Annotated in this window: 23 protein-coding genes; 14 read left to right on the top strand and 9 right to left on the bottom strand. The window is 43.2% G+C overall.

What is annotated here, in order from left to right; all coding sequences use genetic code 11:
* Window positions 1-8 precede the first annotated feature (8 nt).
* From ABWP14_RS10570 to ABWP14_RS10545, 6 genes are all read right to left on the bottom strand, one after another.
* On the bottom strand, window positions 9-1,571 hold the full coding sequence (locus ABWP14_RS10570) for a cryptochrome/deoxyribodipyrimidine photo-lyase family protein (protein ID WP_353202942.1): 1,563 nt from the start codon (window positions 1,569-1,571) through the stop codon (window positions 9-11).
* Between the two features lie 24 nt (window positions 1,572-1,595).
* Entirely contained in the window at window positions 1,596-3,023 is a 1,428-nt protein-coding gene (locus ABWP14_RS10565; protein WP_353202941.1) for a glycine betaine ABC transporter substrate-binding protein, read from the bottom strand.
* 178 nt (window positions 3,024-3,201) lie between these two features.
* Window positions 3,202-3,642 (bottom strand): DUF4149 domain-containing protein, encoded by a 441-nt coding sequence (locus ABWP14_RS10560; RefSeq protein WP_353202940.1) that lies wholly within the window; start codon window positions 3,640-3,642, stop codon window positions 3,202-3,204.
* 90 nt (window positions 3,643-3,732) lie between these two features.
* Complete coding sequence (locus ABWP14_RS10555; protein ID WP_353202939.1) at window positions 3,733-4,842, bottom strand: lipocalin-like domain-containing protein; 1,110 nt, start codon at window positions 4,840-4,842, stop codon at window positions 3,733-3,735.
* A complete protein-coding gene (locus tag ABWP14_RS10550) occupies window positions 4,842-7,379 on the bottom strand; it encodes an FtsX-like permease family protein (protein WP_353202938.1) in 2,538 nt (845 codons plus the stop codon). Before ABWP14_RS10550 ends, ABWP14_RS10555 begins: the two co-directional genes overlap by 1 nt.
* A complete protein-coding gene (locus ABWP14_RS10545; RefSeq protein ID WP_353202937.1) occupies window positions 7,379-8,026 on the bottom strand; it encodes an ABC transporter ATP-binding protein in 648 nt (215 codons plus the stop codon). Before ABWP14_RS10545 ends, ABWP14_RS10550 begins: the two co-directional genes overlap by 1 nt.
* 148 nt (window positions 8,027-8,174) lie before the next feature.
* On the opposite strand from ABWP14_RS10545, the gene ABWP14_RS10540 reads away from it, so the two are divergent.
* The 7 genes from ABWP14_RS10540 to egtD are packed head-to-tail and all read left to right on the top strand — an operon-like array spanning window position 8,175 to window position 14,779.
* Window positions 8,175-9,029, top strand: coding sequence for a putative selenate ABC transporter substrate-binding protein (locus tag ABWP14_RS10540; protein WP_353202936.1), 855 nt, complete (start codon window positions 8,175-8,177; stop codon window positions 9,027-9,029).
* 8 nt (window positions 9,030-9,037) lie between these two features.
* A complete protein-coding gene (locus tag ABWP14_RS10535) occupies window positions 9,038-9,901 on the top strand; it encodes a phosphonate ABC transporter ATP-binding protein (RefSeq protein ID WP_353202935.1) in 864 nt (287 codons plus the stop codon).
* Between the two features lie 7 nt (window positions 9,902-9,908).
* Window positions 9,909-10,751 carry a PhnE/PtxC family ABC transporter permease gene (locus ABWP14_RS10530; protein WP_353202934.1) on the top strand — a complete coding sequence of 281 codons (843 nt, stop codon included), beginning with the start codon at window positions 9,909-9,911 and terminating at the stop codon, window positions 10,749-10,751.
* Window positions 10,748-11,551, top strand: a complete 804-nt coding sequence (phnE, locus tag ABWP14_RS10525) for a phosphonate ABC transporter, permease protein PhnE (RefSeq protein WP_353202933.1) — start codon at window positions 10,748-10,750, stop codon at window positions 11,549-11,551. The genes ABWP14_RS10530 and phnE overlap by 4 nt, the downstream gene beginning before the upstream one ends.
* Before the next feature lie 21 nt (window positions 11,552-11,572).
* Complete coding sequence (locus tag ABWP14_RS10520) at window positions 11,573-12,724, top strand: SUMF1/EgtB/PvdO family nonheme iron enzyme (protein ID WP_353202932.1); 1,152 nt, start codon at window positions 11,573-11,575, stop codon at window positions 12,722-12,724.
* A 60-nt stretch (window positions 12,725-12,784) separates the two neighbouring features.
* Complete coding sequence (gene selD / locus ABWP14_RS10515) at window positions 12,785-13,831, top strand: selenide, water dikinase SelD (RefSeq protein WP_353202931.1); 1,047 nt, start codon at window positions 12,785-12,787, stop codon at window positions 13,829-13,831.
* A gap of 12 nt (window positions 13,832-13,843) precedes the next feature.
* Window positions 13,844-14,779, top strand: a complete 936-nt coding sequence (gene egtD, locus ABWP14_RS10510) for an L-histidine N(alpha)-methyltransferase (protein ID WP_353202930.1) — start codon at window positions 13,844-13,846, stop codon at window positions 14,777-14,779.
* A gap of 17 nt (window positions 14,780-14,796) precedes the next feature.
* Here the strand turns inward: egtD and senB are convergent, their stop codons facing one another.
* Window positions 14,797-15,735: a selenoneine biosynthesis selenosugar synthase SenB gene (gene senB, locus ABWP14_RS10505; protein WP_353202929.1), complete on the bottom strand. Its 939-nt coding sequence runs from the start codon at window positions 15,733-15,735 to the stop codon at window positions 14,797-14,799.
* 365 nt (window positions 15,736-16,100) lie between these two features.
* Between senB and ABWP14_RS10500 the strand changes: the two genes are divergently transcribed.
* The 5 genes from ABWP14_RS10500 to ABWP14_RS10480 all read left to right on the top strand — a co-directional run bounded on the left by ABWP14_RS10500 (window position 16,101) and on the right by ABWP14_RS10480 (window position 21,054).
* On the top strand, window positions 16,101-16,919 hold the full coding sequence (locus ABWP14_RS10500) for a ChaN family lipoprotein (protein WP_353202928.1): 819 nt from the start codon (window positions 16,101-16,103) through the stop codon (window positions 16,917-16,919).
* 132 nt (window positions 16,920-17,051) lie between these two features.
* On the top strand, window positions 17,052-17,864 hold the full coding sequence (locus tag ABWP14_RS10495) for a cobalamin-binding protein (RefSeq protein ID WP_353202927.1): 813 nt from the start codon (window positions 17,052-17,054) through the stop codon (window positions 17,862-17,864).
* 226 nt (window positions 17,865-18,090) lie between these two features.
* Window positions 18,091-18,966: an isocitrate lyase/PEP mutase family protein gene (locus ABWP14_RS10490; protein ID WP_353202926.1), complete on the top strand. Its 876-nt coding sequence runs from the start codon at window positions 18,091-18,093 to the stop codon at window positions 18,964-18,966.
* Between the two features lie 19 nt (window positions 18,967-18,985).
* The gene (locus ABWP14_RS10485) at window positions 18,986-19,963 is read left to right on the top strand and encodes a Bug family tripartite tricarboxylate transporter substrate binding protein (protein WP_353202925.1); all 978 of its coding nucleotides are present in this window, start codon (window positions 18,986-18,988) and stop codon (window positions 19,961-19,963) included.
* Window positions 19,964-20,226: 263 nt separating this feature from the next.
* Window positions 20,227-21,054 carry a formylglycine-generating enzyme family protein gene (locus ABWP14_RS10480; RefSeq protein ID WP_502930180.1) on the top strand — a complete coding sequence of 276 codons (828 nt, stop codon included), beginning with the start codon at window positions 20,227-20,229 and terminating at the stop codon, window positions 21,052-21,054.
* A gap of 57 nt (window positions 21,055-21,111) precedes the next feature.
* On the opposite strand, the gene ABWP14_RS10475 is transcribed toward ABWP14_RS10480, so the two are convergent.
* Together ABWP14_RS10475 and ABWP14_RS10470 are read right to left on the bottom strand one after the other, a co-directional pair.
* Complete coding sequence (locus ABWP14_RS10475; RefSeq protein WP_353202923.1) at window positions 21,112-22,338, bottom strand: CaiB/BaiF CoA transferase family protein; 1,227 nt, start codon at window positions 22,336-22,338, stop codon at window positions 21,112-21,114.
* Window positions 22,339-22,341: 3 nt separating this feature from the next.
* The gene (locus ABWP14_RS10470) at window positions 22,342-23,316 is read right to left on the bottom strand and encodes a Bug family tripartite tricarboxylate transporter substrate binding protein (RefSeq protein WP_353202922.1); all 975 of its coding nucleotides are present in this window, start codon (window positions 23,314-23,316) and stop codon (window positions 22,342-22,344) included.
* Window positions 23,317-23,558: 242 nt separating this feature from the next.
* On the opposite strand from ABWP14_RS10470, the gene ABWP14_RS10465 reads away from it, so the two are divergent.
* On the top strand, window positions 23,559-24,557 hold the full coding sequence (locus ABWP14_RS10465; RefSeq protein WP_353202921.1) for a Bug family tripartite tricarboxylate transporter substrate binding protein: 999 nt from the start codon (window positions 23,559-23,561) through the stop codon (window positions 24,555-24,557).
* A gap of 106 nt (window positions 24,558-24,663) precedes the next feature.
* Window positions 24,664-24,858, top strand: a 195-nt coding sequence (locus ABWP14_RS10460; protein WP_353202920.1) for a hypothetical protein, incomplete at its 3' end; no start/stop codon positions are given.

The raw sequence follows: 24,858 nt of genomic DNA, 5'->3' as shown, positions 1-24,858 counted from the left end.
GATCGCACTTAAAAATCAAGAGTAAGTTGTTTACTTGTATCTTTAGTTTGAACTTTAGGGTTCTTACGGTCAGCTCTTTTTGCTCGAGAGGCATGCTTATCAACAACTGATTTTTTGCCAGCCCGAACTTCTGATAAGTTACGTCTGGCATGTAAGCGATCTTTAGATATTTTTGTAGCGACTGTAATGTCTACTACTGGTTGTGGGATATCTTTACCCACATAAATGCCAACATTACTTTGCTCTTCATGAGTCATCTTCCACGGCTCAAAAAGCCATGTATCCGGTATTTGACGCATGTAAGGAAGCCATCTTCTAACAAAAAAGCCCTTTTGATCATGATCTTGCGCTTGCTTGATCGGGTTGTAAACGCGTGTCACATTGATCCCGGTCGTGCCGGATTGCATTTGTAGTTGACTCCAGTGGATTCCCGGCTCGTAGTCCAGAAATTGGGTAGCCAACCAATCCCCTACCGGTTTCCAGTGTAACCAAAGTGGATAGGCTGCAACTGAGACCAGCATTGCGCGCATTCTAAAATTAAGCCATCCCGTTTCACGTAGCATGATGACACAGGCGTCCACCATAGGCCAACCCGTCTTGCCATTCTTTAAGGCATTAAAGTAATCGTCATTAAATTCATTCTCGCGTAATGCATCATATCCACGGTGCATATTTCGCCACTCAATTTCAGGCTCGCTCTCAAGCTTTTGAATAAAATGGCAATGCCAATATAAGCGACTCATGAGAGCAGTTAATCCTGATTTTCTTCTGCTTGCATCTGGCGACATTTGAAGTAGCTCTTCATTTGTTGCTTGCACTACTTCCCTGATACTAAGACACCCATAGCTTAGATATACCGATAATCGGGAGCATGCATCCGGTGCTGATAGAGGCGATGAAATCCCGCCTCGATACCACATACTTCGTTGCTTCAAAAAACTACTAAGTGTTTTGAGTGCGATAGATCTTCCTCCACGTAGTCTTAAAGGTGGATTATGTCTCAGGTGCATAGGTGCTTGCATCATAGACGGCGTTAAATAATGAGCGCTGGGATTCGATATTAGCTTGCCAGAAAGTGAGGCAGCCCAAAATTGAATTGGAGGAGATTCACATAAAGGTACTTCCATGTGCTTTTGCCAATTGGCTTGCCATTCATTACGATTTTTTAGTCCTCTAGTAACTCCAAACTGGGCATATTGACCCCAATGAATGCTATGAGACTGACACCATTTGTTAACCTCTCGATCTCTGGAATAAGTAAACCCGTTGCCAGTTTCCTGATGAGAATGCAAACCTTGAAAAGGGCTGACTTGCCAAATTTTAGTGAGCACTTCCGTAACTTCACCTTCATGGATCTCTATAGCGCCACCGCGTAAACGCAGTTGAATTTCGAGATCTTGAAGGGACTCTCGAATGAACTCAAAATGTTGTAGGGCAACATCGGGCTGCATCCAAAGTGTTGGCTCAAGCACATAAATGCAGCGAATCGGACCTAGCTTTGCAGCCTCGACCAAAGCAGCATGGTCTTCACAGCGCAAATCACGCTTAAACCAAACCAGTTGATAACTCATCATTTAAAAGTAATTAAAGTTGATTTAGCTATTGGCAAGCTTGCGTTTTGGTGTCAGGATAACTTGAGCAAGCAGCGCTAGAATAGCGGCCGGTATCGCTCCAGCAAGCATTAATGCATGATCGTTTACAGCAAGTCCGGCGACTATTCGATCGCCAAATCCACCTGCGCCTACCAATGCTGCAAGGGTACAGGTACCAACACCAATCACAGTTGCTGATGCTAAACCAGTCATGATAATTGGCCGTGCAAATGGCAACTCAATGAATAATAATAATTGCCATTCGTTACAACCAAGCGCCAAGGCTGATTCTTTTAGATTGGATGGAACCTCCATCAAACTAATATAGCTTGCATTCACAATTGGTAGTAAACCATAAATAAATAAGGCTAAAACAGCTGGTACAGCTCCTATTTGATCTAATAAAGCAATCAAAATGGTTAGTAATGCAAGTGAGGGTATTGTTTGTAAAATGCTCACACCGCCTAAAATCCAACGCGTATATCGGGATCGACGGTGAGCAAGAATACCAAGAGGAATTCCGAACACAAGAGCCATGGCTGAGGAAATAGCTACCAGTAGAACGTGATCCCGAAGGGCAGTAAAAAAATCTGGACCAAACAGTAACTTCAAAAACCTAGAAAACTCTGTAGAGTCATTTTTTTGATCAGTAGACTTATTTAAAAATGTACCTGCTACCTTTTCAAAACTGACGCCAGACTCAGCTAGTCCATTGAGTTTTGCCATGGTCGCTTCGTTGAGTTTTCCCGTTAAGGATTCCAGGGGTTTCTCATCAAAATCAGAGCGCATTAACAGTATTGCGTCGTATCGTGGAAATGCTTTTCTGTCATCCTCCAAAAGAATGAGCTTATTTTTTTCAATCGCTGCATCGGTGGAGTAGGCATCAACAATATCGACATCGCCTCGTACTAAAGCATCATAGGCTAAGCCATGTTCCAGTACTTTTCCTGGCTTTATTTTAAGATCGTATGCCCGAACGAGTGAAGGCCAACCATCAGACCTAGTCTTAAATTCTGGCGATAAGGCAATCCGAAGTGCGGATTGCTGCTCTGCCGGTAGATTGATAACATCACTGATTTTCTTAAGGCCTAGTGCTTTTGCTTGGTCTGCCCGCATGGCTAGTGCATAAGTATTGTTAAAGCCTAGGGGTATTGCAACTTTTAATTGCTTGGGTTTAAGCCACGTATTGAGTTCGCTTAATGAGGCTTGATTTTCTGGGCGTTTTAATATTTCTCGCAGAATGGTGCCAGTATATTCTGGGTAGATATCAATCTGTCCGGTTGTTAGTGCTTGGGTAACAATCGCAGTATTACCAAGGCCTTGTCGATGTACAGCTTGTACGCCAGCATCACGCAATGTGAGATTAAGTATTTCGCCAAGGATATAGCTTTCTGTGAATCGCTTTGATCCAACTATGACATTTTTTTCCACAGGCTGAGCTAATACATTGCAGCTAATGACTAGTGCAAGGGATAAACTGATTCTGATCCATACAGAAGGAAGATATTTACTGAGATACAAGCGAGATTGACCTAGTTAAAAATACAATACCTCATCATAGAAGCCTTTGACTGATATTGCTTGGGTAACCCAATAAAAATAGACCTATTTAATAGGCTGCTAAGTCAACAATTACAAATCCTACTGCGACGATGTGTGCCAGGGTAATGACAACAGATAAGCCATGCAATACTAAAAAACGCTGCTTTAGTTTTGCATCCGTGGCCGCATTGATTGCTGGCATTAAGATTTGCCGAGTAGGAATGGTGGACAAAGTAATTAGCGCTAAGATACTGGCACTAAATAAGCTAGTCATGAGGGCTAGTAAGGCTGCAATGAGTGATGTGATGATCACGAAAATATAAAAAGAGGGAAAGGCTTTGCGTATCAATGCGCTTGCTTCTGCAGGCGGTAAGGATTTAAATAAAAAAGCGGCGAAACTCGCTGAAAATAACAACATGCCTCCAAAAAGTAAGGAGGAAATTAATAAAGCAGATATATGGGCAAAGGTCTCAAACAAAGGGTAGCCTCGAGATAAACAGGGTTGCATGCATCATTACTGTAATAAGCAATGTAATTAGTAAAATAGTAAAGCAATACGGTAAAACCAGTTGGATCCCGAGTTATCTCAGAGCAGGCGTCATAATTTCACTGCCTCACTATATCCAGTCAGCTCAAGGTAGCCTCGGCCAATAACTACCTGGTTCCGACTCATTTCGACTGCACCCTCGTAGTAAAACCCACCTGTACTTGCACGTGCATCTACCTCTTGATCTTGCATCAGAGTTTTCAATCGAAGCTCTTGATTGCCCACCCGAATTAACAATCCTATTGGATAATTGGCAAGAGATCGTGGCGAACTCCATCGGTCCAATGCTTCCCAAACAGCATTTGAATGTCGCTCTAGGACTCGACCTTTTTGATCACGATGATCCCATTCACTAAACAAGGTCTTGCCTGCCTGATCTCTTATCCGAAAGGCCATAATGCTTCCTCCATCGAGTAGATTAATACCAATCCAATCCCACCCAACTGCACCAGGCATCAGTAGACTACTCGACCATTCATGATCTAACCAGCCAACCCCAGATCGCTTAATGAGAGAGTCTTGTTTCTCTTTGGATGACTTATCTTTAATCTCAATTTGAGCTGTGACATTCAATTGTGGACGGCTGTAATAATAGCTAGCGAGTTCCGGGCTAGGACCCTTTGCAGAAAATCCGCGATTTCCTCTTAAGACAGGAGTCTGTGAGGGAACTGCTTCTAGACGGATCGTAAAGGTATCTGCTGGAATATAAAACTGGTAGTGATCACTGTCAGTTCTCTCCATTGTCCAATTCGCTAGCCGTAATTTTGTGTCGGCGACATCGAAGCTTGTTCCTGCAGTACCCACTCGTCCTGCGATATCGGCATGACGTAATTTACCCTCTGCTGGTATGGCCAAGGCGGCATGTGCAAAAAGTAGCTGTTGTGGTGCAAAGCGACTCGGATTATCAGGTGAATGTTGAGTACGACTCCGAAAGAAGGTGATCTGAAAACCCATGGCATTTACCCCTGTCCCAAGCCAACCAGTGAGATACCACCACTCAGTTCTAAAGTCTGGGTGCGCTCCATAATCTCGCGGGAATACCAACGCTCTCGGACGGACGGGTGGATATACGACTGAAGCAGAATTGGTCCATTGAGAAACGGGAAGGGTGCACGACATTAGTAATGCCTGCATAAAATAACGGCGATGACGCTGCTGCATTACCACTCCTCTCGTAATGCAGTAATTAAATTTGCTTGCTTGAGGTTACGCTTTGAAGCCCACAAGGCTGCAGCAATGCCTGAGAAAACTAAAGTCAGCATGAGAGTAATCAGTGCGAGATACGGCACACTTGTATCCATTGTCCAATGAAAAGATTGCGGGTTAACGCGGTGGATTAATATCTGGCTCATTAATAAACCTAAGATTGTTCCCCAAATAACCGCTAATCCTAATAAAAGGCCTGACTCTGCGCTAATCCAAGCGGTTCGTTGAGCGGTTGATTGACCCAAGTAGTACACCAAGGAATATTCTTTCTGTCGAAGTAATGCTTGACCAGCAAAACCTGTTGCCACCGCAAAAAGTGCCACTAGCAGAGCGGTGATCTCAAGGGCATAAGTCAGGGCAAAACTACGATCAAAGATCGTCAAAGATAAGGCGCGTAGGTCACTACGGTTACTAAACTCCTGATCACGAAATTGGGGAATTGCAGTACGCAGCGCATTCAGTACTGTGGCTGGATCAGCTTGATTGACTAGCCAAATCGCGATACCTGAATACTGTTCATCGCCACTCATGTTTTGGTATGCGGCAAGATCAATGATGAGCGCGCCATGCTGTCGACCATAGTCTCGAAAAATCCCCGCAATCCAGACTTTTTGTGGGCTCTGCTGCCCATCAAAAGCTGGTAGGGTCCGAACCTGACCGGGACGCCAATCATATAAATCAACCATAGCCTCAGAGACATAAACTACTGGTAAGGCAGGCTGATTTAATGAAGAGTTCTCGGGATAGACTGAACTAATTAAGGGAAGAGCTTGTGCTGGGCGAGCTTGTTTGATTGGCCGAGCAATTAAAGTGACTTCGGGTCGATCGGACTGAAACAGAATCTTACGTTGCACGCTGAGTTCATATCGTTCAATACCTGGAACTTGCTCAATACTTTTGAATAAATTAGGGTTCTTCAGAAACTCATTGCCTTGCTTTGACTGTTTAAAGTTTGCGTATAAATCTGCTGGTAATACTTGGTCAAGCCACTGGGTCATCGAATCTCGAAAACTGGCAACCATCACCACCATCGATACAGTAAGGGCCAGAGCAGCAACAACGCCGGCAATTAATCCCGCAGCGCTTGCTGGTGCTTGAGCCAAGCGCCAGACTGCAAAAATGAGAGGCGATGGTTGCTTTTGCCAATCTGACAAACTCTTGGCGAGTGCTGAAAAGCAGTGCTGAACTAACCATGGTATGAACGCTAAGCCCGCAAATAATAAACAGGCAATCGAAGCGTATGCCGCCAGGGGAAGATCGTCAATTGCCGGTATAAATGCCAAGACTAAGCTGGCAAGGCTAAAAATAAGAGCAATACGATGATGCATTACAGGTCGTAATACACGCTCGGTAGAGCCAGCTCTCAATAGCTCGGTGGGGCGCTTTGATGTAGCCGCTTTTGCAGGAAAGTAAGCAGCTAATAGACCAACTGCAATAGCGAGGATCCAAAACCCCAAAAGTGCTACGGAATCAATTTCTAGGGGTGGCACTGCGCCAGAGAAATAACCCCCTCCTAAATCACCGCCTAGTATATTGAGTAAAACAAAGGCTAAAGTAAGCCCCAAGCCAATACCTAAAAGACCCCCCAAACCAGCAACGACAACAGCCTGTGCAAGTACTAATGAAAATATCCAGCGAGGACTTGCGCCCAAAATACTCAGCAATGCTAGTTGGGATTGTTGGCGCAGAACCGAAAAGCTGATAGTCGTGAAGACTAAAAAAGCGCCTGCAAAAAGGGCAACGAGCGCCAAAACATTTAAGTTAACGCGATAGGCACGCGATAAATTCGAGGCGCGGCGATCACGCTCCTGCGCACTAATTAAGCGCACGTCAAGATTGAGGTTCTGAATGGCCTTAGTTACCTCTTCGATTCCTTTGCCATTCAAAAGTTGGACATCTAGCCTGCTAATCCGACCAAGACCACCCAAGCGCCACTGTAATACTCCTAAGTCCATCACAGCAATCACTTGACCTATTGCGCCCGGTACAGTTCCAGCAATCTTAAAAAGAACTGTCCTCCCTTCGTAATCTAGCGCTAAGGAATCGCCTACTGATAATTGCAGCTTTTGTAAGGCAGCGGCCGATAAAAAGATAGCGTCGTCTGAAAATAATCCCTGGTCTTGACCTTCAGAAACAAATGGCATCAGAGAAGGCGATGCTCGAGCTGCCTGAAAAATATCAATTCCAAGAACACGAATTTGTGCAGTATTGCGTTCTAAAACTGGGCTGACTGCGCGGATCCCAAGCTCGGTTTGACGTGTAATAATTTGCTCATATAGTTGATCTGAAAATTCACCGGTGGGCATTACGATTTGGGCAGATGCCTGGCCATTGACCAGATCTAAGGCGCGACTAAACTCGCTGAGTGCTGAACGATTCACTGTATGAATTGCGACGGCAAGTGTAATACCCAAAGCTACTGCAAGACCCGCAATTAGCCAGCGACCTAGCTGTGCTTTAAAGGTGGATGAGAGCAGCCAATAAAATAGCATTAGTTCGTTAAAACTAAACGACGATCTAAGCGCTCAGCAGCTTTCTCTGAATGAGTCACCATGATTAAGGCAGCATTGTGCTCACGACAAGAACGGCATAGAAGTTCTAAGGCAAGATCGGCAGTAATCGGATCAAGGTTACCAGTTGGCTCATCTGCAAGCACAATTTTCGGTCGATGAACTAAAGCACGTGCCAGAGCAATACGTTGCTGCTCACCCCCGGATAAGACTGCCGGAAATTGTTCATAGGTAGCTGCTAAACCTAGTTCGTTCAGAAGTGCCTGTGCGCGAGCTTTTGCCTGATCAAGGGGAAGCCCCCCAATTAAACAAGGAACCATCACATTTTGTAGGGCATTGAGGTGGGGCATCAAATGAAATGCCTGAAAAACGAATCCAAAGGCTACTCGGCGCAGATGAAGTTGCTCATTTGCCCCCATTGTTTTGAGGTCTTTACCCTCATATAGCAATCGACCCTCATCAGGTTGATCAAGACCTGCTAAGAGATTGAGCAAGGTCGATTTACCTACTCCAGACGCACCCTGAAGAGCAAGTTGCTCGCCAGCAGCAAGGGAGATATTTAACCCCCGAAATAGCCAGCGATCAGCAGTCACTCGACGACCAAGCCCTTCAGCCTGAAGAAAGGTCATCGAGAGCCCGAATTTGGAGAAAAATTAGCATGCATGTATTGTGACATTCCCAAGACGTTGATGGGATTTACAGAGAATCTTACAGGGCATGCTCATTTTTTAAATCCTCTATACAATTTCGCTTTTATTCTTATTAAGTTATTAAAACATGACACACTATTTTAAATTAGTCCTTTGCCTTTGGCTCTTCGTTACTTCACTAGGTCTAAGTGCGCAAACCGTCTTGCGCGTAACAACCATTCCAGAGGAGGCTGCAACTGAGCAGATACGTAAATTTGGTCCGTTGACCAAATATCTGGAGCGTACGGTGGGCACTAAGGTCGATTTTGTGCCGGTTAATGACTATCCTGCCGCAGTAGAAGCACTTGTGAACAAGCAGGTTGAACTTGTATGGTTTGGTGGCTTCACGTACGTACAAGCTCAAATTCGTTCTGGTGGAAAGATCATTCCAATTGCCCAGCGTGAAGAAGATACAAAGTTTCGGTCAGTCTTTATTACCCAAACAAATTCTGGTATCAAAAGTCTTGCTGATTTAAAAGGAAAGCAAGTAAGCTTTGGTTCGCCATCAAGCACTTCGGGTCATGCAATGCCACGCTCATTTTTATTAGAGGCTGGAATCGATCCAGAAAAAGATTTCAAACGTGTGGCTTACTCTGGGGCGCACGATGCAACCATTGCGTCGGTTGTGAGTGGTCGTGTTGACGCGGCAGCCCTAGATATAACGGTGTGGCGTAAATTTGTTGCAGAAAATAAGGTTGATACAACTAAAGTTGATGTATTTTTTACAAGCCCGCCCTTCTATAACTACAATTGGTCAGTACATGCAGACATGCCAGTTGCTCAGCGCGAGAAAATTACCGCAGCTTTACTGAATCTGAATATGAATACCCCAGAGGGTAATGAAATCTTGACCCTGAATCGTGCTACTAAATACATCCCCACTAAACCAGAAAACTATAAAGGTCTAGAGAATTCAGCACGTAATATCGGCTTGATTCGTTAATTAATGACGTGCTGAATCAAATCACTAGTCGCAACGACTTTGGCATTGAGCTGAGTGATGTTACCGCTCAGCATCCCGCAGCGACAGTACACGCTCCCCTAGCCATTCAGGGGCTCAGCTTAGCAATCAGGCCAGGAGAGCATGTTGCAATCATCGGCCCCTCTGGAGCGGGTAAAACTAGCTGTTTGCTGGTGATTGCTGCTGCTTTAAAAGTAAAATCTGGAAATGTCTCTCTCAATCACCAATCTGTTTGGAAGCTGCCTACTCGTAAATTACAAAAGCTACGCGGTAATCTCTTTTATGCACCGCAAACTCCACCATTGCCCCCTAGGCAACGTGTCATCACCGCACTACTTGCAGCTAAATTACCGAGACAGTCTTTCTTATCAAGCCTGATGAGTTTGATTTATCCTCGGGATATAAATGAGGCTAGTGAGGCTCTTGGGAAATTTGACCTTGCCGATAAGCTTTGGCAACGGGTAGATCGCCTTTCTGGTGGCGAGCGCCAGCGTGTTGGATTGGCGCGTGCTTTGCTGGCACCTGCAAAAATCTGGTTAATTGACGAGCCGCTCTCGGCTTTAGATCCCACCCGAGCACGACAGGCTATCGAAAGTCTAATTGCACATGCAAAAGAGCACGCGCTTACTCTAATTACGAGCTTGCATCAAGTGGATGTGGCAACTAGTCAATTTCCACGTGTCATTGGCTTGCGTGATGGAAGACTTGTCTTTGATCTGCCTAGTGGCGAAGTCAGTAAAGAACTTTTGGCAGACCTGTATAGGCAACACGAACACGAGCTTGATCAAAATATACCTGTCTTACAAGATAGTCCTCCTGAGCCAGCTCCGGTCAAGATAATTCATTGTCGGTAATAAAGCAGTGTCTGCATCTTTAGCCCTGCCTATTAAACCTGCGCTAAGAGACCCGGCATGGACGGGTCGGCTGTTTTGGTCTATAGCGATCATTGTTCTCTTAGTACCAGCTTTAGTAGCAACGGAGTTTAAGCCTTGGATTTTGCTGGAACCGGAGAATCTCAAAGTAAGTTCTCGATTTCTAGGGGATTTTTTTCCTCCCGCGACTCAGCCTGAGTTTTTGTTGCTAGTGGCTAAGGAGGCCTGGCGAACCATTGCGATTGCTACCGCCGGTACTTTTTTAGCGCTACTACTTGCAATCCCAATGACATTGATCTCAACCCGTGTGTTGTCAATCTCATCTTTATCGGGACGAATGCATCTTTTACCTTTTGCTATTCGTCAAGTAGTGCGTTGGATATTAATCATCATTCGTAGTGTTCCCGAGTTAATTTGGGCCTTAGTATTTGTAAGAGTCGTAGGTCTTGGACCAGCTGCGGGGGTCTTAGCAATTGGCTTAACTTACGCAGGAATGCTTGGTAAGGTCTATACCGAGATCCTGGAGAGCGGTGAGCAACATGTAGCTAGTAATTTAATGCGCAATGGCTCTAGCCGATTACAAACATTCTTTTATGGAGTCTTGCCACAGAATTTAACCGAACTTACTAGCTATACCGTATATCGCTGGGAGTGCGCCATTCGGGCATCTGCAGTCCTTGGATTTGTTGGAGCAGGGGGCTTAGGGCAGCAGCTTGATAATTCTATGCGGATGTTAAATGGCGGCGAAGTAGCAACCATTTTGATTGTCTTTATGTTGTTAGTTGGTTTAGCAGATCTATTAAGTGCTTGGCTCAGAAAGATCTTGCAATGATGAATTCGCAAGCAAACCCATGGTTTCGTTGGAACTGCTCAGTGTGTTGGGTCACACTAAGCCTATTACTATTAACGATCCTGAGTTTTTGGACTCTTGATCTTCAGTTAGAGCGATTATTTTCGGTCGATAGTGCCAAGCGTATGGGGCGGTTTTTAGGTGAACTTCTGTCACCTGACTTACGAGTAATCTTTTTACATAAACTATGGATCGCCACTTTAGAGACTCTTGCAATGTCGGCAGTCGGTACTATCTTGGCAGCTTTTTTTGGCTTACTGCTTGCGATTCCGGCAAGTAAAAGTCATCCCAATGATCCTGCACATTGGCGTTTTTTTTGTCGGTTATTACTCAATGGTCTACGCTCAATACCCGAACTAGTATGGGCAGCTTTAGTCCTAATATCGGCTGGTTTAGGACCATTTGCGGGTACCTTAGCATTAGCACTTCACACTACGGGTGTTCTTGGCCGCTTATTTTCGGAGTCTATCGAGAACGCACCGCAAGCAGCAGCGCATGCTTTGCGTGTCCAGGGCGCTTCAGAGAGTCAAGTATTTTTATACGCCACCTTACCAACTATCATTCCGCAACTCATGTCCTATTCTCTGTATCGTTGGGAGAACAATATACGTGCAGCAGCTATTTTGGGAGTTGTGGGTGGCGGTGGCTTGGGACAAATGTTAGCTTTTCATATGGGGCTATTTCAAATGCAAGAAACCAGTAGTATCTTGATCGCCATGATTTTATTGGTTGTTTTTGTCGATACACTGTCTTACGCTACTCGACGTCTGATGTCACGCTAGCTCAAGTAAAATCGTAATACTATGCCGCATCCCCCATTAGCTGATCACCTCCTGTATGAGCCCCATCCTAATTCTGCACTTTTAGATAGCTGGTTGGTAAGTACGAATAGCCTTACACGCAGCATTCTGAAAAAAATGAGGCCGGGCGATGAATCTGTTGCGATCGATGTCATTTTGAACCCCCCGTATTGGGAGTTCGGTCACCTCACTTGGTTTCATGAGTTTTGGGTTCATCGCGTTGGGCAGGCATCTAGCCCATCACTATTGAGTGATGCAGATTATCTATTTAATTCCTCTGTAATTGCTCATCGGGATCGATGGGCGATCACTACTCCACCACTTGACGTACTACTTGAATACAATGCACGAGTCATGCAAAAGACCCGCGAGCTCCTAGTAAAGTCTATTGATGCAGAAAAGGCCTACTTTATTCAGTTATCGATTTTTCATCAGGATATGCACAATGAGGCTTTTGCTTACATGTGGCAAACCTTGGGCTATCCAGCACCATTCGAGCCATTTTCTCAGGCTAAATTAGCTACTAACCAAGCGTCCTCATATATTCATTTTCCAGAAACCAATGTCATGATTGGTTCTGAACGTAAGAGTGGCTTCATTTTTGATAATGAAAAGTGGTCACATTCGATCAGGCTAGAAGCTTTTGATATTGCGGAGCAGGCCGTTAGTAACTCCGACTATTTGGAATTTATTGAATCACCTACAAATCAAGCAGATTTGAACCCAGTGACATCTCCAATATATTGGAAAAAAGAAAGGGGTGTGTGGTACCAGCGCTATTTTAATGAGTGGCTCGATTTTTCTGAGTTTGAGCCTGTGAGGCATATTTCTTATAGTGATGCCAAACGTTATTGTGAGTGGCGTCAATTACGTTTACCCAATGAGTATGAGCTCAGTTTATTAATGTCTCAAAAACAAAATGATTGGCAGTCTTCCCATTTATGGGAATGGACGAGCAGCCCTTTTGCACCCTTTCCTGGATTTAGTAGTGATCCTTATGCCGATTACTCTCAACCTTGGTTTGATGGTAACTATCAGGTCTTAAAGGGATGGAGTATGTATACCCCGGAGCGCTTGAGGCGAAGTATATTCCGTAATTTTTATGCCCCACATCGCAAAGACCACTTTTGTGGCTTTCGCACGTGTTTACTCTGAATTGAATAAAATTGCACAGTAATGGCATTTGCCATCTTTTAATTACTTGATGAATTCTTTATGACTACTCCTTATAACGGCCGCCTGACCTCTTTATCTCATGGTGGAGGCTGTGGCTGCAAGATTGCCCCTGGGGTCCTGAGCGATATTCTGAAAGCTTCACCAATGCGTAATTTACCTGCCGCGCTACTGGCTGGTTCTGATAATAATGAAGATGCTGCGGTCTATCAAATTAATGATCATCAAGCGATCGTTGCCACAACAGATTTCTTTATGCCGATCGTTGATGATCCATTTGAGTTTGGTCGGATTGCCGCAACCAATGCAATTTCTGATATCTATGCTATGGGTGCCCAACCTCTTTTTGCATTAGCGCTCCTAGGTATGCCCATTCAGGTTTTGCCATTAGAGGCAATTCAACAAATTACTGCTGGTGGGGAATCTGTCTGTAATGATGCTGGCATCATGATCGCTGGTGGCCACTCCATCGATACAGTGGAGCCAATTTATGGCCTAGTAGCAATTGGTGTAGTGGATCCCAAAAAACTCAAACGCAATAGTGGTGCTCAAGCAGGCGACAGCATCATTTTGAGTAAGCCATTAGGTGTGGGCATACTTTCTGCAGCCCTGAAAAAAGAGCTACTCTCAGAGGCAGGCTATCAAGAGATGATTGCTCTGACTACCAAATTAAATAAGCCTGGTGTTGCCCTCGCACAGCTTGAAGGAGTCCATGCCCTCACTGATGTCACAGGTTTTGGCTTGGCGGGACATCTTCTGGAAATGGCAAGGGGATCCAAGTTAATGGCGCAGGTGTACTGGGATACTATTCCAGTCATTCAGGAAGCAGTCGAGCATGTCAAGGCCGATATTTATACTGGCGCCTCCACTCGCAATTGGGCTGGTTACGGCAGCGAAGTGACGCTCGCGAGTAACTTAGCATTGTGGCAACAAAACCTATTGACTGATCCCCAGACCAGTGGCGGCTTACTGATCTCTTGCGCCCCAGAACAAGAGACTGAAGTCCTCTCGATCTTAAACTTAGGAGGCTTTGCTAAGGCCCAGAAAATAGGTCAATTTGCTATGGGGACAGGATTATCAGTTGTATAGGAACGTAATTCAGTGAAACATACTTTGATTCAAGAATTACATCTCAGTCTTACTAACGATGCACCATTCATATCGCCAAAGTTTTTCTACGATGACGTCGGCTCCCATCTTTTTGATGTCATTACACTGCTCGAGGAGTATTACCCAACGCGAACAGAACAGTGGATCATGGATGCCTTTCAAGGTGCCATTACTGACGCCGTAGGCCCTTGCGAAGTATTACTCGATCTTGGAGCGGGTAATTGCGCTAAGGCAAGTAGGCTTTTCAATAGCATTAAACCAAAGCAGTATCGGGCACTCGATATCTCGAAGGAGTACCTTGAAGCTGCCGTTGCTGATTTACAAAAACAGTTTCCACATATCGCCATGAGCGCTGAGGCTATTGACTTAAGCTTGCCCCTGGCATTTCCTGATATTTCAGAACTTCGGAAGATCTTTTTCTTTCCAGGATCCTCAATTGGAAACTATGATCCCGAAAAAGCGGATCAATTTTTTGCTAATATCGCTCATGAATGTCATGGAAATGGCGGACTGTTAATAGGTGTTGACTTAGTCAAGGATCTTGAAACTTTACATCTTGCCTATAACGACCCTTTAGGTGTTACCTCAGCATTTAATTTAAATATTCTTTTAAATGTAAATCGAATCATTGGTAGTAACTTTAATCTGCAGGATTGGGAGCACTACGCCTTTTTTAATGAATCTCAATCTCGAATTGAGATGCACCTTCGTGCGCGAGTGAATATAGAGGTGAATCTCCCTGGTAGTAACGCTAGAGATCATGTCATTCGGTTCAAGGTTGGTGATTTAATACATACGGAAAATAGCTATAAGTACACCCAAGATAGCTTTACAGAAAAACTCCGTTACGCAGGGTTTGAGAATATCCATGCTTGGACGGATCCCAAGAAACACTTTTTGGTGTGCTTCGCAAATGCAAAAAAATGATCTTAAGCTACTTTAAATTACTGAGTAGTTAAGGCACTAACCAACTCTTGAATAGACTGTTTCTCACGCGCTGGTTTAATCAACTCTTTTCGTAAATCAATATACTTTTGTAATGAGGCATAAAAGGCGGGTATTGTTTCTGAGCGATATAAAAGACTAGCAAGTGCACTCTCATCAGCCACTGGGTAGTAGCCAGGATAATCTTCACCAAGCAGACCTCGATTACCTGGAATATCTGATGCAATCACTGGAATACCTAGCGCAATCGCCTCAGAGACTACGTGAGCGCCACCTTCCATGCGGCTTGAAATGACCATCAGGCGGCTTTGAGAAATCATTCTCAAGGCATCGGCATGACTTACCTCACCAATCCATTGATAGCGATCTATTGTTGCATTGAAGTTTCTGGCAAGGTCTTTCATTTGAGAGTTCATCGCCTGACCTAAATGCCTAACAATGATTTTGGAATCTGATGGCAATAGTGGGAGGCTACGGGCTATACAAAAGGGATCCTTTTCTTCCCTCAGATGCCCAATAATACTTACTAAAAAACCTTCTTTAGCAGCCGAATCAGTTATATCAATCTCAACAGATTGATATATCACTTGGGCTTTATATCGCAGACTAGTGGGTATCGAATCTAATGCGGATGACTGCAAGGTAATCAGCTGATCTGCCATCTCCATAGATTGAATAACTTCACTATGATTATCCATATCTCGATATAGATCAGTACCTGTCAAAATCAAAACAATAGGTCTACTGGGATATTTTTTCTTAAACTCGACAATCGATTGATGGCTGCGATAAGCATGAAGCGCTATTAATAAACCAGTATCTCCACCAGACCAAGACTCGGTGACCCCCACTGAATAGCCAAGCTCCTCCAAAAACCCTTGCCAGCGTAAAGCAGTCATGCGGTTTCCATGAAGACTCCCAAGTGGTGCTGGAGTCACGATTTCAATCAGGGATTTGATGTTCGACCTTTATAAAGAGTGTAGATTTTCCGTGGCTCAAGTAAATTTCTAATCAAATGCATCTAGCTATTTTTTAAATTTAACAAAATGCTTAATTGACGCTTTACACTATACTTTTTAACTGAAGACAGTGCTTAGAACGTCAACCTATGAGGTTTTTGTCATCAATTTTTTTAATTGAGTATGTTGCTGTATTGACAATATTTTAACTATAAATAATAAAGCTAGTAAGTTGTGTATCCCGCAATATATATGACATTAGTGAAAATGAGGATTTACGAAAACCTGATTTTGGCTGATCGATCGTGTAACTCTTTTTAGGATAAAGATAGAAATCCATGGCAATGTTGTTTACTCCCCGCCCTAACTGGAAGCCATTTGTTTCGGGCCTTGTGGCCTCAATATTCCTTACGCCTGCTTGGGGGCAAGTAGATTGGCGCTCACAAGTAAAGACATTGCCTACAAGCGAACTAATACTCCTTGGTGAGCAGCATGATGCGTTAGAGCATCAGGAGCTCGCAAGATTGAGCGTACAGTCTTTAGCATCCAAACAAAAACTCTCAGCTCTATTGCTGGAAATGGTGGACGACGGCCTGAATACTGTAGACATCCCAGTTGACTCAACTGAGAGCCTTGTACGTGAGCGCTTGAATTGGGGTGATGCTGGATGGCCTTGGAGTAGCTATGGTCCGATAGTGATGCAAGCTGTTCGAGCAGGAGTACCCGTAATTGGCTCTAATTTACGGTATTCAGAGATGAGTGAGGTAATGTCTGATGCTTCTTGGGATGCTAAAGTCCCAAGTGCAGTATTAAGTGCTCACAGGGAAAGTATGATCAAAGGCCACTGTGGGCTTTTGCCTGCTTCGCAAGTTCCAGCAATGGCACGAATTCAGATTGCCCGCGATGAACGAATGGCTCGAACTGCTCAACAGTGGATGAATAAAGGCGGGACTGTGTTGTTACTTGCAGGTGCAGAGCATGTAAAAAAGGATCGTGGTATACCGCTATTACTTAACCCATCAGCTGCAAGTAAAACGTCAGTGGTATGGATGCAAGCTACCACAGTAGCAAATCAAGACTTCTCATTTGCTGATGTTAATTGGCTAACACTCCCGGTAACGCCAAAAGACTACTGTGCTGAATTAGCAAAATCTTTGAAGTAATGAAAATGAGCAGATTTTTAGAGGCTAGATAAAAGATCAGGAGATCATATTTTCGACCTATTGCTACCACCCTTAGTACAGAGTATGGGAATGGTAGGGGGTTTGTCTTATATGAATACAATAGATAGCTAAATGATAAATCTGCAACTACCTAGCCGCATTATTTGCTTAACTGAAGAAACAACAGAGTGGCTATACATGTTGGGTCAACAAGATCGTATTGTCGGTATTTCTGGCTATACGGTAAGACCACCAGAAGCGCGTAAAGACAAACCTAAAATCAGTGCTTTTTTAACTGCCAAGATAGATCAGATTCTTGCGCTGAAGCCCGATTGTGTTTTTGGCTTTTCTGATTTACAGGCAGATATTGCCTCTGCATTAATTCGTCAGGGCATACAGGTAACTATATTTAATCAAAGAAGTATTGAGGAAATTTTTTCAATGTTGTATCAAGTTGGCGCAATCGTAGGACAAGCAGATGAAGCAGTACGTCAAATTGAATTAATTAAAGTACATTTAAAAACTATTCAATTAAGTGCACAAACCTTTAATCATCGTCCTAAGGTTTATTTTGAGGAGTGGGATAGCCCTTATATCTCAGGGATTCAATGGGTTTCAGAGCTTGTAGAGCTTGCTGGTGGAAAGGATTGTTTTCCTGAGCTTGCAAAACAGTCTTTGGCTAAAAATAGAATGATTCATCAAGAAAAATTCATTATTGAACGCAATCCTGACATTATTATTGGCTCGTGGTGTGGGAAGAAATTTCGCCCAAATCAGGTTATGCAAAGAGCTGGTTGGGAAAATATTTCTGCTGTAAAAAATCATCAAATATTTGAAATTAAATCTCCATTTATTCTCCAGCCCGGACCTGCTGCCTTAACAGAGGGAGTTGAACAAATTCATCAAATTATTTTAAATTGGCAAAATAACCAATTGATGCAATGAAGATAAACTGGAATCCCTTGGTACAAGGTTCAAGTCCTGGTGGGTCCACCAGAGCGCCAAACCCTCATCAGAATTGGAGGAGCTTGGTCTTTTGAGGAATACTTTTAGTAATACTGAGCTTTTGATTTATATTAGGTTTAGGTCTATTCTTTTTAAAGTTACATTGCTAAGCAATTAGAAGAACAGTCTTAAGCTAATAGCAAAAAACATATAAATCAGGAGATGTATGACTAGCAAAAGAGATTTATTTAAGCAGCGACTCAGTAGTCCCGGATTGATAGTAGCGCCTGGAGTATATGAGATGGTTTCCTTGCGTTTAGCTGATCGTATGAATTTTGATGCACTCTATATGACAGGCTATGGCACTGTCGCTTCATTGCTCGGTCTGCCAGACGCAGGCTTAGCTACTTATACTGAGATGGTTGGTAGAGTTACTACGATGGCAGGAATGGCTTCGACTCCATTAATAGCAGATGGAGATACTGGGTATGGTGGTTTATTAAACGTACGTCACACCATTCGAGGTTACGAAGCTGCTGGAGCCGTTGCTATTCAGTTGGAAGATCAAGAGTTTCCGAAAAAATGTGGACACACTCCAGGGCGCAGAGTAATTCCCATGGAGGATATGGTTAAAAAGATTGAAGTTGCTGTTGCATCACGCACAGATCCTAACTTCAAAATCATTGCTAGAACGGATGCCAGAACTACATTAGGTTTAGATGAAGCACTAAGACGTGGTGAAGCCTATGCTCGAGCAGGTGCAGATATTCTATTTATTGAATCTCCAGAAACTGAAGAAGAAATGAGGCACATTGGTAAGACATTTCCAAATCATCCTTTAATTGCTAATATGGTAGAAAAGGGCAGGACACCTGTTCTCTCGAAGATAGAGTTAGAGCAATTAGGCTACAAGATCGCTATTTTTCCAGTAACTGCATTACTTGCTTCTGTTCAGGCCATGACCAAGGTGTATAAACACTTTAAAGATTCTGGATCATCAATTAATAATCCAGTAGATTTATATGATTTTGGAGAATTATCAAAGCTGATGGGCTTTGAAGATGTTTGGGAATTTGAAAAGCGTTTTGTTGAGACGAAATAAAACTAAATAAAGGTTTGACATGAAATTACATCGTTATTTCTCATCCGCCATTTTTCTTCTTACGGCCCTGATGTCATTGGCCAGCTTTGCGCAATCTAACTACCCCAATCGGCCTATCCGATTAATCATTCCGTTTACACCGGGTGGAGTTACTGATACCTCAGGCCGTTTTATTGCAGAACAACTTTCCTTGAAGCTGGGTCAGCAAGTTATTGCGGATAATAAACCGGGCGCTTCAGGGAATATCGGCACACAAATGGTTGCTATCGCTGAGCCAGATGGGTACACCATATTATTAGGGTACGCAGGAACTTTATCGATTAATCCGTTACTTGTTGAAAAGGTTCCGTTTGATAGCGTTAAAGATTTTGCTCCAATTGGAAAAATTGGCGATGCCATTTTGATACTAGTAGCTAATAATGATTTTCAGGGCAAGACTTTGGCGGATGTTATTGCTGCATCTAAAAAAGATCCCAATGGTCTCTCTTACGGTACATCAGGTACTGGCGGAACGCCAAACATTGCTGGAGAACTATTTAAGCAAAAGACAGGTGCAAATTTAGTTCACGTTCCTTATAAAGGTGGCGGTCAGGCCTTGCTCGATCTATTGGGTGGCAATATCCCATTAGTGTATACAGCAGTTGCTGGAGCAAATCAGTATGTGGCTGCTGGAAGAATTAAAGCAATCGCCGTATCAAGTGCAAAGCGTAGCCCAAGCATGCCTGATGTGCCGACCTTTATAGAGAGTGGTGTTAAAGATTTTGTGATTGATGATTGGGTTGGAGTATTAGCGCCAGCAAAAACACCAAAGCCGATAATTAACAAACTGAATCAGGCATTAAATGAGATTCTGAATTCTCCAGAGGTAAGGGCGAAGCTCTTATCTATGGGTATCTTTGCATCCCCTGGAACACCTGAAAAATTTAGCGAACAAATTAAAGGCGACTTAATTCGCTTTGCACCAATTGTGAAGGCTATTCAAATTAAATCTGAATAAAGGTAGGATAGATTAATTGACGCACCCATTCAATAAGTGGTAAATGATTGGAATAGTAAAGGCCCAAGAAGTATTAATGCCCTTCACTAAGACTGATTTTGGTTGTCCGCCCCATCTTCCTTTGGTCCCAGGCTCAAGTCCTGGTGATCAGCCCAGCATATTCAGTATTCAATTTATTTGATAAGCTTATTTTCATAGAAGCTCTCATAAAGATTGAGCTGAATAAACTAGGCTTTTAAGGAAAAAGTTTGTCTATAACAATCATGACGGAAAGTTTGCTGATGCGAGGGTATGTGGCATTTCTTACTTTTTTTACTTGCCTCACCGTTGTTCACGCGCAAATGAACTCAAAAGAAACAAGGCCGTCGAATACGATGATGCTCATTTCAGGCGGAGATTTCATCATGGGATCTAATAGTGGTCCTGATGATGAAAAACCACAGCAAACTATTTTTATAAAGTCATTCTTTCTAGATATTCTCCCTGTTAGTAATGCTGATTTTGCGACATTTCTGAATCATCAAGGTCTTAAAAATCAGCAAGGCGATACTCTTTATGACCATCAAGATAGCGATGCTAGAATTCATCGGCATAACTTAATATGGCAATCTGACCTTACTTATGAACTACATCCAGTGAACGAGGTAAGTTGGGTTGGAGCGCGTGATTACTGTGCTTGGTTAAATAAGCGATTGCCTACTGAAGCAGAGTGGGAAAAAGCAGCGCGCGGTATTGATGGCCGGAAATACCCATGGGGCAATGCAGCACCCAATGCAAAGCGAGCTCTTTTTGGCGCGCCCTATAACTCTTCAGCTCCAGTTGATGCATTTCCAGATGGAGCAAGCCCATATGGAATCTTAGATATGGCTGGTAATCAATGGGAGTGGGTATCTAGTATTTATCAACCGTATCCTTACAAAGCCGATGACGGCAGAGAAAATCAAAATGCCGGGCCGATCCGATCCACTCGTGGTGGCGGTCATGATTCTAATGCAGAGGAAATTAGCACTACCCACCGAGGTAGATTTTTATCTCGCAATCCAAAAGCAGGTCATCACAATATTGGTTTTCGTTGCGCAAGTACTAACTAGTAAGCCCTTCAATTCTTGGTTTCTTTGGCGCTACTTAAAATGATTAGGTATAAAGTTTTATCTTAGTACGTTTGCGGCAAGCATTTTGGTAATCTGCTCTTCATTGATGCCAATACTTTTGAGTAAATCATAGGTATGTTCCCCAAGTGTTGGGGCAGTGTCAGTCATTAATTGAGCACCGTTATCTAATGTAAATCCCAGCCCAGCTGTTTTGATGGTTTTATTACTCTGTTTAAAGGCCATAAAGGGGGCTGTAACATTTAATCCCTGAGAAAGTTCATCCAAGAATTCAGCAAGAGTTCGCACTTTAGCTGCAGGCACACCCACTGCGTTCAATTGAATTTCAAGCTCAACAGCAGACTTTTCTTTCAAAGCATTTTGAATTTTTTGTTTAACAAGATCAGCTTGTCTTGCCACCACAAACCCTTCATTCGGAGCATTAAAGGAGTCAAGATCTAAAAGCGTGGGATCATTACAAATGACATCAAGATTTAACTGATGCATCATTTTTTTAAATTGCGTTGGGGTATTAGCGGCTGTAGATAGCCAGCCATCTCTACACTCAAATGTATCTGATGCCGGGCTTCCGCTATAGCCTTTATTACCAAGACGTTTTGAGACTTTTTTATCCGTTAAGTAATCAGTAGTAAAGGGATACATCAACATTAATGATGCCTGAACAAGAGAGGTTTCAATGTATTGTCCTAGCCCATATTTTTCTTTTCTGTATATTGCTGAAATGATGGATAGTGCCCCAAGCATTCCTACTGCCACATCAATTACAGCAAAGCCAACTTTCGTAGGTTTTTTCTCATGCTCAGCCCCTGACATCATCATCATTCCAGTTAGGGCTTGAATCACTTGGTCATAACCACCCCTGTTAGACCACTCGCCTTTTTGACCATAGCCTGAAATGGAGCAATAAACTATTTGAGGATTCATTTTTTTGATTGACTCATAGTCTAGGCCATACTTTTTGACGACACCAGGACGAAAATTTTCAATAAAGACATGAGCATTCTTTGCAAGAGTTCGAATTGCTTCTGAACCTTCAGGAGTTCGAATATCTATTGCTAAGGATTTTTTCCCAGCATTCAAGCCAGAAAATGCAGTTGGAATATCAGTTGGCAAAGCCTCTTTATTAGCCCTCATCACATCACCAGACCCTGGCTTTTCTATTTTGATTACTTCTGCGCCTAACTGAGCTAAGTAATAAGAGGTAAGGGGTCCAGCTATGACATGGGACATGTCAATGACCCTAATATCCTTTAATGATGCCGTCATGTTTTAGTCTGCACTAATTCCTGTTAAGCGAATAATTTCAGCCCATTTTTTATTTTCACTATTCATGTAGGCAGCAAAGGCCTGTGGGCTCTGGCTAGGCGTAATAATATTTCCAGCATCTTCATATGCAGTTTTTAATGCTGGGGTTGCTAGTGCTTTACTAATGCCTTGAAAAAGAACATTAACTCTATCTTGGGGTGTTTTGACTGGCGCCCACATACCAAACCATGATTCTTGAATAGTGAGATCGTTTTTCATGATTTCATTTAATGTGGGTACATCTGGTAGTTGAGATAACCGATTTCTGCTAGTGACGGCTAGAGCACGTAACTTCCCACCTTTTACTAGGGGCACTCCAGTACCTGCTATCGGAAATGCGAACTGGGTATCACCACGCAACAATGATGCGGCAATTTCAACGGATCCTTTTAAAGGGATATGTGAGACTTTCAAATTATTGAGCGCGACAAAGGTAGCTCCAGCAATATGAGCTGAAGTGCCAATACCGCCCGAACTGTAATTCATTGTTCCTGAACTGGCTTTTGCGGCATTAATAACGTCTTCTACTTTTTTGTATGGAGAGTCAGCAGCTATAACCATCACTGTTGGCGAAGAATACATATTACTGATCGGAACAAAATCCATCAAAGGGTTGATGGATAGCTCAGGCTTCATAATTTTTTGTACCAACTGTATATTGGATCCAAGCAATAGTATGTATCCATCCGGAGCAGATTGCGCCACGAATTGAGTTGCAAGAACCCCGCCAGCCCCAACTTTATTTTCAACAATGATGGTTTGTTTTAATGCTTCACTTAGGTAAGGGGAAACTTGGCGCAATTGGACATCAGGGCCACCTCCCGCTGCATAAGGTGAGATAGTCTTAATAGGCTTATCTGGAAAGTTTGCCTGAGCGATTGATTCTATTGGGAATGTACTAATGATTGGTACTATCTTTAAGAAATCGCGACGTTTCATATTGATCCTTATATTTTTAAGATATATCGGATAACTATAAACGATAGTGATTAAGGCTAAGAATAACTGTATCCTCAATAAGCTGGCTATTGGGGCTTGCAGCCCTCCAGAAATGGCAGGAAGTTTTCTCTGTTAGAGTTCTTTAAAGAACAAATTAGGGTAAGAAGAGTAATTTGGCATGATTAATGGCGATGATTGGCTCTTACTATGACTAATCAATCAACTCTTTGAGGGGTATATCGATGACAATTTTTGCCTTTAAACCATCCATTTTTAGAGTATCCCGATTTGCAATTGGTTTATTACTGGTATTTGGTTTTCATTTCCCACTTTTGGCACAGACCAACTTTCCCTCTAAACCAATTCGTCTTGTGGTTCCATTTCCACCGGGGGGATCTACAGATATTCTTGCGCGGGTGATGGCTCAAAAATTGAGTGACATTCTTGAGCAGCCAGTATTGGTAGATAACAAAGCTGGGGCTTCAGGTGCTATTGCTACAGATTTTGTCGCTAAGTCCAGTCCAGATGGCTACAACTTGATTTTTGCAACGGCTAGTACCCAAGTGATTAATCCAGCCTTTAGCAAAGTTCCTTTTGATCCTGTGCAAGACTTTACGCCGGTTGGAATGATTGGTACTTCTCCGTTAGGGCTCGTCATTAATTCTGAGGTGCCTGCATCTGGAGTGCAAGACTTGGTAGTTTGGTTGCGTGCAAATCCAGGAAAAGTAAATTTTGCTTCCTTTGGCAATATGACGGTATCTCATCTAGCTGGAGAGCTTTTTATGCTGAATACAAATACCCGCATGTTACATATCCCTTATAAGGGTGCTCCAGCGGCGATGACTGATTTAGTTGCTGGCCGAGTCTCCGTGTATTTCGATGCCCTGACTAACGCAATACAAACTTCCAAGGCAGGACGAGCAAAATTGATTGCTGTTACTGGTCTGCAGCGCAATGTTTCGGTTCCTAATATACCGACGGTTACAGAGCAAGGCGTTCCAGGATTCGAAGTGGTTACCTGGTATGGCATTCTTGGTCCGGCAAAGATGCCATCAGACATCGTTACCAAGCTTAACGCTGCTATTAACAAATCCTTATCTGATAACGAGGTTCGTGAGAAGCTAGTCTTCATGGGTGTGGATTCTGTGCCAGCGGGCCCTGATGCATTGGGAAGCGCTGTTCGCCGTGATCTTGCAAAATGGACTAAGCTTTCTCAAGAAGCAAAGATTAAAACTGAGTGACTTTCTTTATGAAGAAAAAAGCACTAGAGATCTGGCAGAATTTATTACTTTCAATTAATTTGGGGTTTCGATGAGATTTACTCATGACAGTAATCTATGATTTTCAATGGGGCAGGACACATGGCAGGAGTTTTTCACGCAAGGTCAGTGCACTGTATTTGGCACCAATAATATTGAACTGATTAGTCAAGGTCTTGAAAACGATAGTAATATTTTTGCGTATATTCCAGTAGTTTGTTTATATAAGGTACGAAAAATTCAAGAAATTCATGGATTAGTATTGAACTGCTGTCAATTTAGG

The sequence above is a fragment of the Polynucleobacter sp. genome (assembly GCF_040400325.1).
Taxonomy (GTDB): Bacteria; Pseudomonadota; Gammaproteobacteria; order Burkholderiales; family Burkholderiaceae; genus Polynucleobacter.
This window is presented reverse-complemented; position numbering and strand designations above follow the sequence as displayed.

Bases quoted from the DNA above. Each gene is read 5' to 3' on its own strand.
- ABWP14_RS10570 (WP_353202942.1), bottom strand. From the start codon at position 1,571: ATGAGTTATCAACTGGTTTGGTTTAAGCGTGATTTGCGCTGTGAAGAC.
- ABWP14_RS10560 (WP_353202940.1), bottom strand. From the start codon at position 3,642: ATGCAACCCTGTTTATCTCGAGGCTACCCTTTGTTTGAGACCTTTGCC.
- ABWP14_RS10555 (WP_353202939.1), bottom strand. From the start codon at position 4,842: ATGCAGCAGCGTCATCGCCGTTATTTTATGCAGGCATTACTAATGTCG.
- ABWP14_RS10550 (WP_353202938.1), bottom strand. From the start codon at position 7,379: ATGCTATTTTATTGGCTGCTCTCATCCACCTTTAAAGCACAGCTAGGT.
- ABWP14_RS10545 (WP_353202937.1), bottom strand. From the start codon at position 8,026: ATGACCTTTCTTCAGGCTGAAGGGCTTGGTCGTCGAGTGACTGCTGAT.
- ABWP14_RS10540 (WP_353202936.1), top strand. From the start codon at position 8,175: ATGACACACTATTTTAAATTAGTCCTTTGCCTTTGGCTCTTCGTTACT.
- phnE (WP_353202933.1), top strand. From the start codon at position 10,748: ATGATGAATTCGCAAGCAAACCCATGGTTTCGTTGGAACTGCTCAGTG.
- ABWP14_RS10520 (WP_353202932.1), top strand. From the start codon at position 11,573: ATGCCGCATCCCCCATTAGCTGATCACCTCCTGTATGAGCCCCATCCT.
- selD (WP_353202931.1), top strand. From the start codon at position 12,785: ATGACTACTCCTTATAACGGCCGCCTGACCTCTTTATCTCATGGTGGA.
- ABWP14_RS10500 (WP_353202928.1), top strand. From the start codon at position 16,101: ATGTTGTTTACTCCCCGCCCTAACTGGAAGCCATTTGTTTCGGGCCTT.
- ABWP14_RS10495 (WP_353202927.1), top strand. From the start codon at position 17,052: ATGATAAATCTGCAACTACCTAGCCGCATTATTTGCTTAACTGAAGAA.
- ABWP14_RS10490 (WP_353202926.1), top strand. From the start codon at position 18,091: ATGACTAGCAAAAGAGATTTATTTAAGCAGCGACTCAGTAGTCCCGGA.
- ABWP14_RS10485 (WP_353202925.1), top strand. From the start codon at position 18,986: ATGAAATTACATCGTTATTTCTCATCCGCCATTTTTCTTCTTACGGCC.
- ABWP14_RS10480 (WP_502930180.1), top strand. From the start codon at position 20,227: ATGACGGAAAGTTTGCTGATGCGAGGGTATGTGGCATTTCTTACTTTT.
- ABWP14_RS10475 (WP_353202923.1), bottom strand. From the start codon at position 22,338: ATGACGGCATCATTAAAGGATATTAGGGTCATTGACATGTCCCATGTC.
- ABWP14_RS10470 (WP_353202922.1), bottom strand. From the start codon at position 23,316: ATGAAACGTCGCGATTTCTTAAAGATAGTACCAATCATTAGTACATTC.
- ABWP14_RS10465 (WP_353202921.1), top strand. From the start codon at position 23,559: ATGACAATTTTTGCCTTTAAACCATCCATTTTTAGAGTATCCCGATTT.